Origin of the sequence: Burkholderia sp. BCC1985 (genome assembly GCF_905339915.1) — a bacterium.
Lineage (GTDB): Bacteria > Pseudomonadota > Gammaproteobacteria > Burkholderiales > Burkholderiaceae > Burkholderia.
Genome location: NZ_CAJPGY010000020.1, coordinates 47,037 through 58,827, shown reverse-complemented (window position 1 = coordinate 58,827; position 11,791 = coordinate 47,037). Strand labels below are relative to the sequence as shown.

Below are 11,791 nucleotides of genomic sequence, written 5' to 3'. Positions count from 1 at the left end.
ATCAGTATGTGCGGCCGAGCTGCAGGTAGATGTTGCGCCGGCCGCCCGGCGCGAGCGCGATACCCATGTACAGCGGACCGAATGAGGTCGACAGGCTCGTGAAGAACGTATAGCTCTGCTTGAGCGTGCCGCCGCCGACCTTCACGCCGCTCGACCACACGTTGCCGAGTTCCGCGCTGGCGCCGACCGACAGCGCCTTGATCGGGGACGCGTTGAACGTCATCAGCTGGTTCATGTAGGTCACGTTGCCGTACGCGAGTTCGTTGCCCGTCAGCTGGTCGGCCGCATACGCGGCCAGATGCTGGAACCCGCCGAGCGTGAAGTTGAACGCGTTGATCAGGTTGGTGCCGCCGATGCTCTTGCCGCCCTCGATCGTTGCACTGACGCTGTGCCGGCCGAACTGCTGCGCGATCATCGCCTTGGCGTAGAGCTCGGTGTAAGGCGTGTTGGATGTATCGGCGAGGTCCTCCGCGGACTGGCTGTTGTGCGACCACAGCGACCGTTCGACACGGAATTCGCCGTAGTAGCCGCGACGCGGGAACATCGGATCGTCGAGCTGATCGATGACGAGCCGCGCACGCGCGGTCAGCGCCTGCGACGTGAAGCTCGGCCAGATCAGCGTCGAGCTGCCGTCATCGAACGGGAACGGCAGGTTGTAGTTCGGCGAGCCGTGCCCGGTCGCATAGCCGATACCCATCCGGAAGTCGCCGAGTCGCGCGATCGGCAGGCCGAAGTCGAGCCCGGTGCGCGCCGTCTGCATCAAGTACTGATTCAGCTTCACCTCGCCGCTGTTGTCGTACAGGTTCACGTAGCGACGCTGGTATTCCGCATAGGGCGAAATGTACAAGCCGTATGCGGCCGGCAACGGCTGGCGCAGTTCGACGCGCGCCGATTGCAGGTCGCTGCCGATCGTCGTGTCCGCGCGGAATTCGAGGCCCGATTCGGTGAGCCACGGCCGCCGGTAGCCGACGTGCAGGCGGAAGCCGCCTTCGTCGGTCGAACTGCTCGACATCCCGACGCCGAACAGCAGGAAATTCGGCCCCCAGTATTTCTCCCGCGCATCGATCTCGAGCACGTTCTCGTCGCCGTGGCTCACGATCTGCTGCGTCACGCTCTCGAAATTGCCGCCGGTCGTCAGTCCGAGCAGGTCCTGGCTGACGGTCGCCGGATCGTAGGTGTCGCCCGGTTTCACGTGCAGCGCGTCGGCGACGACACGCTTGGGCACGCCGCCGGTCGTCTTGATCTCGACCCGCGTGATGCGGATCGGCGGCGGCAGCGGCTGCGCATGCGCGGACCGGTAGGCCGCGTACTGTTCCAGCGTGAGCGCGAGGTGCCTGAGCCGCGGCAGCGCCGCAGTCGCGGCGGCCGCGCCGGCGGCGATCGCCTGCTTCGCGTTCTGGAAATCGGTGAACGCGAGCGCGCCGAGGTCGGGCGTGAGCAGCACGTCCTGCGCGGCGAGCTGCTTGCGCTGCGACGTCACGTTCTGGCGGATCAGGATGCCGACCATCTGCTGCATCACGTCGGCCGGCGATGCGAGCGCGTCGAGCGGACGCAGCTGCGAGCCGATGTCGACGGCGATCACGACCTTCGCACCCATCTGCCGCGCGGTGTCGACCGGCAGGTTGCTGACGAGCCCGCCGTCGACGAGCGCGCGGCCGTTGATCTCGGCCGGCGCGAACAGGCCGGGCATCGCCATGCTCGCGCGGATCGCGAGCGGCAGCGAGCCGCGGTCCAGCACGACCATCTGGCCGGTCTGCAGGTCGGTCGCGACCGCGCGATACGGGATCGGCAGCTGGTCGAACGGCTGGTTGGTCGGCACGGCGGCGGTCCAGTTCGCGAGCAGCGCCTGCAGCCGGTTGCCCTGCACGAGGCCGACCGGCGCCTTCACGCCTTTCTTGCCGAAGCCCAGCGTCAGGCTGTTGATGTACAGGCGCTCGTCCTCGCGGCTGGTTTGCGGCAGGTCGGCGCGGTCGGTCACGTCGAACGCGATGTCGGCCAGGTTCACCTCCGACAGCTGCTTCTGCATCTCGTCGGCGGCCATCCCGCTCGCATACAGGCCGCCGACCACGGCGCCCATGCTCGTGCCGGCGATGCAGTCGATCGGGATGCGGTTTTCCTCGAGCACCTTCAGCACGCCCAGGTGCGCGTAACCGCGCGCGCCGCCGCCGGACAGCACGAGGCCGACCGGCGGCCGGCCGGCCGGGCCGCCGTCGGCGTTGCAGGTCGAGGCGGGCGTGGCGGCGGGGGCGGCCGTCGTGGCAGGGGCGGCCGGTGCGGCGGCAGTGGCCGCCGTCGCGGTGCGCGCGGCGGTGTCGGCGGCCGGCAAGGGCTGCGCGGCAACGGTGCAGCACCACAGCGCAACGAGCGTGGCGCCGAGCCGGCGCACCCCGAGCCAGCGGAGAGAGGCGGTCGCTGTCATGGTGGAATACCTGGCGTGATCGGGCGTCGGGCGCCTGCCGGGAGCAGGCAAGACCGAGAGATTACCGTGTTTTACAAGCGCAACGCGAGCGGCCGATGCGTAGCCGCGGGCCTGCCGAAACGCGGTTTCGGCAATTTCGTCGCGAAATAATCATTGGAATTGCTTAAAGTATCGGCACGATTTGCCGCTAAGACTTCAATGGGGCGGCGAAGGCGCGCCGCGGGGATGCGGCCTGGCCGCTTCGGCCGTTTGTTCAAGAAAAGGGTAACCATGTCGACACCGCTGTTCGGAAAGTTGTTTGCGCAACCCGTTGCGATCGACCCTGGAACGGCGAGTACGCGGATTTATACGCACGAGCGCGGCGTGGTGCTGGACCAGCCGTCGGTCGTCTGCTTTCGCAAGGGCGGCGCGTCCGATGCGCGACCGACGCTCGAGGCGGTCGGCGAACTCGCGAAGGCGCTGCTCGGCCGCGAGCCGGGGCATCTCGAGGCCGTGCGGCCCATGCGGCACGGCGTGATCGCCGATGCGCACGCCGCCGAGCAGATGTTTCGGCGCTTCATCGACATGTCGCGCACGCGCTCGCGCTTCAGCCGCCGCGTCGAGGTCACGCTGTGCGTGCCGTCGGATGCGACCGCGGTCGAGCGCCGCGCGATGCGCGAGGCGGCGTTCGCGGCCGGTGTATCGGACGTCGAACTGATCGAGGAAGCGCTCGCCGCCGCGCTCGGCGCGGGCCTGCCGGTGACCGAGCCGGTCGGCTCGATGGTCGTCGACATCGGCGCCGGGACGACCGAAGTCGCGGTGATCGCGCTCGGCGGTGTCGTCTATCGCGAGGCGATCCGCGTCGGCGGCAACCAGTTCGACGCGGCGATCGTCAATCACGTGCGCAACCTGTACGGCGTGCTGCTCGGCGAGCAGACTGCCGAGCGCGTGAAGGAGACGATCGGCTCGGCCACCAGCGCCGTGCCGCGCGCGTCGACGCGCGCGATCGGGCGCAGCGTCAAGGACGGCCTGCCGCGTTCGATCGAGCTGTCCAACCACGATGTGGCGGACGCGCTGGCCGCGCCGCTCAAGCAGGTGATCGGCGCGGTGAAGTCGGTGCTGGAAAACGCGCCGGCCGAACTCGTGACCGACATCGCGCATCGCGGCGTGGTGCTGACGGGCGGCGGCGCGCTGCTCGCGGATCTCGAACGCCTGCTGCGCGACGAGACCGGGCTGAGCGCGCGGATCGCCGACGAGCCGGCCACCTGCGCGGTGCGCGGCGCCGGGGAGGCGATGGGGCGGCTCGCGATGTGTCCGGTGGATTGACGCCGGCCGGGCAGGCGCGTTGAGGTCCGTTGAAAATCCTTCGAACCCCGAAGCTCCGGCATGCCGAACATCGTCAGGCTGCTCCGGACACGCTCGACACGCCGTGTCGACCGCAGTGCCTGGCCATGCGCGAGCCGGCCGTGGCAGCATGCCGGGCCGCGTGCCGTGCAAGCCGGCGGCACGCTTCTCCTGAAGTCCGACACCTTTGCACCTGAGTTTCACGCGGGGCCGCGCGGCAGGGAGTCGATTGACCTTGCGGCTTTCATTTTTCATTTCAAGGCGGCGGAATCATGTGCGCCGTATTCGAAAGCGCTCTGCAAGTGTGTTGAGAATCCACGCTCTCAATCTTTTAAATAAAATGGGTTCGGATTATTTGCGCCGCTGCCGCCGTCATCATTTAAATTGAGTCGCGAAAATCCGACTGGGGATTAGTATGAATTATCAGTGTTTTCACTGATCTCATGGTGCAGGTAACTTTTCCTGGCATGACGGAATGACCGAAAGACCCTTTTAATCCGGTCGTTTCACGCAATCTAACGAGTAAAAAATACGTATTCCATCGACCTCGCTCCGATAACCAAACATCGACTGGAAAACCCTGTTTATTTGATATAGCCTTGTCTGACAAAAAGCAGGGCGGTAATCAAATCAACCAGAAAGTCGCTGCATAAGAACAAGGGGCCACGATCATGTTGTCCGGTTGAGTTTGCACTCGCAAACGAGAATCGATTAACCCGCAGTTCATCCACGAATAGACCGACGTCGTTCCGCGACCGCCGGAGGGCACGCTTGCGTCCCGGATTTTCCGCCGCCGCCGGATCGATTCACCGGCCATGCCGAGCACGAGGGGAAGCATGAACATTGCGCATTCGAAGAAGAGCGGAGAGCCGTTTCCGAAATTCCTGTTGCCGACGGGCGTCTTCCTGGCCTTGTCCGGCGCGGGCATCGTCCCCGCGTACGCGACCTGCAGCACGGCAGGCACCACGGTGACCTGCACGGGCGTCGCGAATCCGCTGGCGCCGAGCTATGCAAACAGCGCCAACAACCTGAACGTCACCGTCAATCCCGGCGCGAGCGTCGGCGTGCTGCTGGGCGTCGGCGGCACCGCGATGTCGCTGACCGGCAACAACAACACGCTGACCAACAACGGCACGATCGACCCGTCCGCGCTCGGCTCGGGGCTCGGCGTGCTGTCGAGCGGCGCGGTGCTCGGCAATGCGTCGGCGAGCAATACCACCGTCACCAACAACGGCACGATGCTCGGCTCGACCGGGGTCGCGATCAGCGGCGTGACCGGCATGGCGCTGTCGGTCCAGAACGGCACCGGCGGCACGTCGACCATCAACAACACCGGCACGATCGGTTCGAACCCGCTGGTCGGCGCGACGCTGTCCGGCGCGGATGCGCCGGTGGTCGCCGCATACGGCGGCGGCACGGTCAACATGACGAACAGCGGCACGATCAACGGCCGCGTGTCGCTCGCCACGAACGGCACGCCCGGGGGCGGCAACACGTTCACCAACTCGGGCACGATCAACGGCAGCGTGTCGATGGGCGCGAACAGCACCAACACGTTCAACGCGGTGACGGGCTCGTCGGTCAACGCGGCGGGCGGCACCGGCGGCGCGTTCAACATCACGGTCGGCCCGAACACGCTCAACGTGGCGGCGACGGGGATCGTCGACGGCGGCGCGGGCGGCAACAACACGCTGAACCTCCAGCAGGGCACCTCCGCGAACGGCACGATCGCGATCAACAACTACATCAACTTCAATCACCTCGACGTCGCGAGCGGCAACTGGACGATCAACGGCGCGTCGACCGTGCAGGACGCGACGCTGTCGAGCGGCGGCGTCGCGATCATCAACGACAACGCGTCGCTCGGCACCGGCACGATCACGGCCAACGGCGGCGCGCTGCAGGCGGGCACGGCCGGGCTCAACGTGTCGAACAACGTGACGCTCGGCACCGGGCTGACGGTGCAGGGCGCGACCGGGCTCACGCTGTCGGGCACGGTGTCGGGCAGCGGCGCGCTGACGAAGAACGACGGCGGCACGCTGGCGCTTTCGGGTGCCAATACCTATACGGGCGGCACGAACCTGAACGGCGGCAACCTCGTGGTCGGCAACAACGGGGCGCTCGGCACCGGCGCGGTGAACGTCAATGCGTCGGCGTTGCTCGACACGAGCACGAACGTCACGCTGAACAATGCGGTCAATCTCAACAACAGCGCGACGCTGACGCTCGGCGGCAGCAACAGCCTCGGGCTGTCCGGCACGATCAGCGGAAACGGCGGCCTCGTGAAGAACGGCTCCGCGACGGCCACGCTGACGGCCGCGAACACCTACACGGGCGACACGACGATCAACAGCGGCACGCTCGCACTGAGCGGCGCCGGCAGCCTTGCGGCGACCGGCACGGTGAACCTGACCGGCGCGGGCGCGACGTTCGACCTGAGCGGCGCGTCGGGCGCGCAGACGATCGGTGCACTGGCGGGAGCGGCCGGCACGAACGTGGACCTCGGCAGCAATTCGCTGACGCTCAACGGCACCATCAACGCGACCTACGCGGGCACGATCGGCGGCTCGGGCAGCGTGACGCTGTCCGGCCCCGGGACGCAATCGCTGACCGGCACGAACGTCTACTCCGGCGGCACGAACCTGAACGGCGGCAACCTCGTCGTCGGCAGCAACACGGCGCTGGGCTCCGGCGCGGTGAACGTCAACGGCTCGTCGACGCTCGATGCGACCACCAACGTGTCGCTCGCGAACGGCATCAACGTCGCCACCGGCACGACGCTGACGCTGGGCGGCAGCACCGATCTCGGGCTCGGCGGCACGATCTCCGGCGGCGGCGGGCTCGTGAAGAACGGCGCGGCGGCGCTGACGCTGAGCGGCGCGAACAATTACACGGGCGGCACGACGCTGAACGCCGGCACCCTCGTGCTCGGCAACGCCGCGGCGCTGGGCACCGGCACGCTGACCGTCGGCGGTGCCGCGACGCTCGATGCGAATACGAGCCTGTCGGTCGCCAACGCGATCGATCTCGGCACGGCCACGGCACTCACGCTCGGCGGCAGCAATGCGCTCGCGCTGGGCGGCGTGATTTCCGGCGCCGGCGCGCTCGTGAAGAACGGCGCGGCGACGGTGACACTGACGGGCGCGAACACCTACACGGGCGGCACGACGATCAATGCCGGCACGCTGGCGATCGGCGCGGGCGGCAGCCTTGCGGCGACCGGCACGATGAACCTTGCGAACGCGGGCGCGACGCTCGACCTGAGCAATGCGTCGGGCGCGCAAACGCTCGGCGCGCTGTCGGGCGTGGCCGGCACGAACGTGAATCTCGGCGCGAACGCGCTGACGCTGGGCGGAACCGCGAGCGGCACGTACAGCGGCGCGATCGGCGGCACCGGCAGCCTGACGCTGGCCGGCACCGGCACGCAGACGCTGAACGGCGCGAGCACTTATTCGGGCGGCACGAACCTCAATAGTGGCGGACTGGTGCTCGGCAACGCCGCGGCGCTGGGCACCGGCACGCTGACCGTCGGCGGTGCGGCGACGCTCGATACGAATACGAGCCTGTCGGTCGCCAACGCGATCGATCTCGGCACGGGTGCGGCGCTCACGCTTGGCGGCAGCAACGCGCTTGGATTGGGCGGTGCGATTACCGGTACGGGCGCGCTCGTGAAGAACGGCGCGGCGACCGTGACGCTGACGGGCACGAACACCTACACGGGCGGCACGACGATCAATGCCGGCACGCTGGCGATCGGCGCGGGCGGCAGCCTGGCGGCGACCGGCGCGATGAATCTCGCGAACGCGGGCGCGACGCTCGACCTGAGCAATGCGTCGGGTGCGCAAACGCTCGGCGCGCTGTCGGGCGTGGCCGGCACGAACGTGAATCTCGGCGCGAACGCGCTGACGCTCGGCGGAACCGCGAGCGGCACGTACAGCGGCGCGATCGGCGGCACCGGCAGCCTGACGCTGGCCGGCACCGGCACGCAGACGCTGAACGGCGCGAGCACCTATTCGGGCGGCACGAACCTCAATAGTGGCGGGCTGGTGCTCGGCAACGCCGCGGCACTGGGCACCGGCACGCTGAATGTCGACGGTTCGGCGACACTCGATACGAACACGAACCTGACAGTGGCGAATGCAATCGGTCTCGGCGCGGGCTCGACGCTCACGCTCGGCGGCAGCAACGCGCTCGGATTGGGCGGCGCGATTACCGGTACGGGCGCGCTCGTGAAGAACGGCGCGGCGACGACCACGCTGACGGGCGCGAACACCTACACCGGCGGCACGACGATCAATGCCGGCACGCTGGCGATCGGCGCGGGCGGCAGCCTCGCATCGACCGGCACGATGAATCTTGCGAACGCGGGCGCGACGCTCGACCTGAGCAGCGCGTCGGGCGCGCAGACGCTCGGTGCGCTGTCGGGCGTGGCCGGCACGAACGTCAGCCTCGGCAGCAATGCGCTGACGCTAGGCGGAACCGCCAGCGGCACGTTCAGCGGCGTGATCGGCGGCACCGGCGGGCTGACGCTCGCGGGTACCGGCACGCAGACGCTGTCCGGCGCGAACACGTATACAGGCGGCACGACGATCAACAGCGGCAGCACGCTGGCGCTGGGCGCGGGCGGCAGCCTCGCGGCGAGCGGCACGGTGAATCTGGCCGGCACGGGCGCGACGTTCGACCTGGGCGGCGCGTCCGGTGCGCAGACGATCGGCGCGCTGACCGGCGCGGCCGGCACGAACGTGAATCTCGGCGCGACTGCGCTGACGCTGAGCGGCAACGGCAGCAACACCTTCGGCGGTGCGATCGGCGGCACCGGCAGCCTGACGCTGGCCGGCACCGGTACGCAGACGCTGACGGGCGCGAACACGTACACCGGCGGCACGACGATCAACGCCGGCACGCTGGCGCTGGGCGCGGGCGGCAGCCTTGCGTCGAGCGGCGCGGTGAACCTGGCCGGCACGGGCGCGACGTTCGACCTGAGCGGCGCAACGGGCGCGCAGACGATCGGCACGCTGACCGGCGCGGCGGGCACGAACGTGAACCTCGGCGGCAACGCGCTGACGCTGAACGGCAGCACCGCCGGCACATTCGGCGGGACGATCGGCGGCAGCGGCGGCGTGACGGTCGCGGGCGTCGGCACGCAGACGCTGACGGGCGCAAACACGTACACCGGCGGCACGACGATCAACGGCGGCAGCACGCTCGCGCTCGGCGCGGGCGGCAGCCTCGCCGCGGGCAGCACGGTGAACCTGGCCGGCACGGGCGCGACGTTCGACCTGAGCGGCGCCGCAGGCGCGCAGACGCTCGGCACGCTGACCGGCGCGGCCGGCACGAACGTGAACCTCGGCGCGAATGCGCTGACGCTGAACGGCAGCGGCAACGGCGCGTTCGGCGGCGCGATCGGCGGCACCGGCGGCGTGACGCTCGCGGGCACCGGCACGCAGACGCTGACGGGGGCGAACACGTACACCGGCGGCACGACGATCAACGGCGGCAGCACGCTCGCGCTTGGTTCGGGCGGCAGCCTCGCGGCGAGCGGCGCGGTGAATCTGGCCGGCGCGGGCGCGACGTTCGATCTCAGCGGCGCAACGGGCGCGCAGACGATCGGCGCGCTGTCGGGCGCGGCGGGCAGCACCGTAAACCTCGGCGCGAATGCCCTCGCGCTGAGCGGTAGCGGCGCCAGCACGTTCGGCGGGACGATCGGCGGCAGCGGCGGCGTGACGCTCGCGGGCAGCGGCACGCAGACGCTGACGGGCGCGAACACCTACACCGGCGGCACGACGATCAACGGCGGCAGCACGCTCGCGCTCGGCGCGGGCGGCAGCCTCGCGTCGATGGGCGCGGTGAACCTCGCCGGCGCGGGTGCGACGTTCGACGTGAGCGGCGCAGCGGGTGCGCAGACGATCGGCGCGCTGTCGGGCGCGGCCGGCAGCACCGTGAACCTCGGCGCGAATGCGCTGGCGCTGAGCGGCAGCGGCGCCAGCACGTTCGACGGGACGATCGGCGGCACCGGCGGCCTGACGGTCGCGGGCACCGGCATTCAGACGCTGACCGGCAGCAACACCTATACGGGCGGCACGACGATCGCATCGGGCGGCACGCTGCAGCTCGGCAACGGCGGCACGTCGGGCAGCGTGGTCGGCAATATCGTCGACAACGGCGCGCTGATCTTCAACCAGTCCGCGAACGTGACGCTCGCGAGCGTGCTGTCCGGCACCGGTTCGCTGACCCAGGCCGGCAGCGGGCAACTGACGCTGACCGGTACCAATACGCTGAGCGGCCCGACCACCGTCGCGGCGGGTACGCTCGCGGTCGACGGTTCGCTCGGCCAGTCGACCGTGACCGTGCAGAACGGCGCGACGCTGACGGGCACCGGCACGGTTGGCGGCTTCGTCGTGCAGGGCGGCGCGTTTGCGGCCGCGTCGCAGCCGGGCGCGGCGCTGAACGTGGCCGGCAACGTCACGTTCCAGCCGGGCTCGACGCTGCAGGTCGCGGTGACGCCGCAGCAGGCCGGCAGCATCGCGGCGGGCGGCACGGCCACGCTGAACGGCGGCACCGTGCAGGTGCTCGCGAACCAGGCCAGCTACCAGCCGACCACGAAGTACACGATCCTCAGCGCATCGTCGGGCGTGCAGGGCACGTTCAGCCAGGTGAATTCGAACTACGCGTTCCTGATGCCGACGCTCAGCTACGATCCGGACCACGTGTATCTGCAGCTCGTCGCGAACGGCACGGCGCTGCCCGATGTCGCGGCGACGCCGAACCAGCGCGCGGTCGCGACCGCGATCGGTGGGCTCGGCGCGGGCAACCCGCTGTACGACACGGTGCTGACGACCGATGCGGCCACCGCGCGGCGCGCCTACGGAATGCTCGGCGGGGAATTGCAGGCGAGCCTGAAGAGCATGCTGCTGCTCGACAGCCGCTACGTGCGCGAAGCCGTGACCGATCGCGTGCGCCAGGGCCTCGCGCCCGGAGCGGGGCCGCTCGCCGCGCTGTCGTCGGGCGGTGCCGCGCTGTGCGGCGACAACACGGCCGGCGCGACCGATCCGACGCTGCCGCCGGAACGCCGGATCGGTTCGCGCGCAGGTTGCTACGGCGGCACGCCGTATCAGCCGGTGGTCTGGGGGCAGGCGTTCGGCGGCCGCAGCCGGCTCGCGGGCGACGGCAACGCGTCGACCATCAACCGCAGCATGACGGGCTTCATCGCCGGTGCCGACATGGCGCTCAACGACCAGTGGCGTGCCGGTCTCGCCGCGGGCGTCACGCACAGCTCGCTCGACAACGACCAGAGCGCGTCGGCGTCGGTCAACAGCTACTACGTGTCGCTGTACGGCGGCGCGCAGTACGGTGCGCTCGGCGTGCGCGGCGGCGCGTCGTACACGTGGTACCGCATCAACAGCGACCGTTATCCGGGCTTCGCGGGCTTCTCCGATCACGATTCGGCCGGCTACAACGCGCATTCCGAGCAGGTGTTCGGCGAAGTCGGCTATGCGCTGCCGGTCGGGCCGGTCGCGCTCGAACCGTTCGCGGGTCTTGCCTACGTGAACCTGCATACCGACGGCTATACGGAAACCGGCGGCGCGGCCGCGCTGCAGGCCGGCGGCCAGACGACCCACGTCGGTTTCTCGACGCTCGGCGTGCGCGCGGCCTCTCAACTCGGCATGCTCGCGAGCGGCACGTTCACCGCGCGCGGGACGGTAGGCTGGCGGCATGCGTTCGGCAACGTGCGGCCGTCGTCGGCGTTCACGTTCGCGAACGGCGGCACGTCGTTCCAGGTGTCGGGCGTGCCGATCGCGCGCGACAGCGCGGTGCTCGAAGCTGGCATCGACGCGACCATCACGAAGCGCCTGACGCTCGGTCTCACGTTCAGCGGCCAGTACGGCAGCGGCGTGCGCGACAACGCGGTGCTCGGCAACATCCTGTGGAAGTTCTGACCGGCGCCTGAGGTGCCTGTGCGCGATCCCGATGCGACGGCGATGCCCGCATCGGGGTCGCGTCTTTTTCGGCGCTGCGCGCGTCCCCCGTTCTGGCCTATCCTGTGCGAAA

The 11,791-nt window shown here is 69.5% G+C and carries 4 protein-coding genes; 2 read left to right on the top strand and 2 right to left on the bottom strand.

The genetic code is table 11. The features are described from left to right. Position 1: 1 nt before the first annotated feature. Positions 2-2,419 carry a patatin-like phospholipase family protein gene (locus U4Z31_RS21300; RefSeq protein WP_321811322.1) on the bottom strand — a complete coding sequence of 806 codons (2,418 nt, stop codon included), beginning with the start codon at positions 2,417-2,419 and terminating at the stop codon, positions 2-4. A 270-nt stretch (positions 2,420-2,689) separates the two neighbouring features. On the opposite strand from U4Z31_RS21300, the gene U4Z31_RS21295 reads away from it, so the two are divergent. Then, entirely contained in the window at positions 2,690-3,724 is a 1,035-nt protein-coding gene (locus U4Z31_RS21295) for a rod shape-determining protein (protein WP_044847899.1), read from the top strand. Positions 3,725-4,367: 643 nt separating this feature from the next. Here U4Z31_RS21295 and U4Z31_RS21290 read toward each other — a convergent pair. After that, positions 4,368-4,586 carry a hypothetical protein gene (locus U4Z31_RS21290; protein WP_321811321.1) on the bottom strand — a complete coding sequence of 73 codons (219 nt, stop codon included), beginning with the start codon at positions 4,584-4,586 and terminating at the stop codon, positions 4,368-4,370. On the opposite strand from U4Z31_RS21290, the gene U4Z31_RS21285 reads away from it, so the two are divergent. Beyond that, a complete protein-coding gene (locus tag U4Z31_RS21285) occupies positions 4,579-11,679 on the top strand; it encodes an autotransporter-associated beta strand repeat-containing protein (protein ID WP_321811320.1) in 7,101 nt (2,366 codons plus the stop codon). The genes U4Z31_RS21290 and U4Z31_RS21285 overlap by 8 nt on opposite strands. Positions 11,680-11,791 lie beyond the last annotated feature (112 nt).

Excerpts from the sequence above, each read along its gene's own strand:
- U4Z31_RS21300 (WP_321811322.1), bottom strand. The coding sequence starts at position 2,419 with ATGACAGCGACCGCCTCTCTCCGCTGGCTCGGGGTGCGCCGGCTCGGC.
- U4Z31_RS21295 (WP_044847899.1), top strand. The coding sequence starts at position 2,690 with ATGTCGACACCGCTGTTCGGAAAGTTGTTTGCGCAACCCGTTGCGATC.
- U4Z31_RS21290 (WP_321811321.1), bottom strand. The coding sequence starts at position 4,586 with ATGTTCATGCTTCCCCTCGTGCTCGGCATGGCCGGTGAATCGATCCGG.
- U4Z31_RS21285 (WP_321811320.1), top strand. The coding sequence starts at position 4,579 with ATGAACATTGCGCATTCGAAGAAGAGCGGAGAGCCGTTTCCGAAATTC.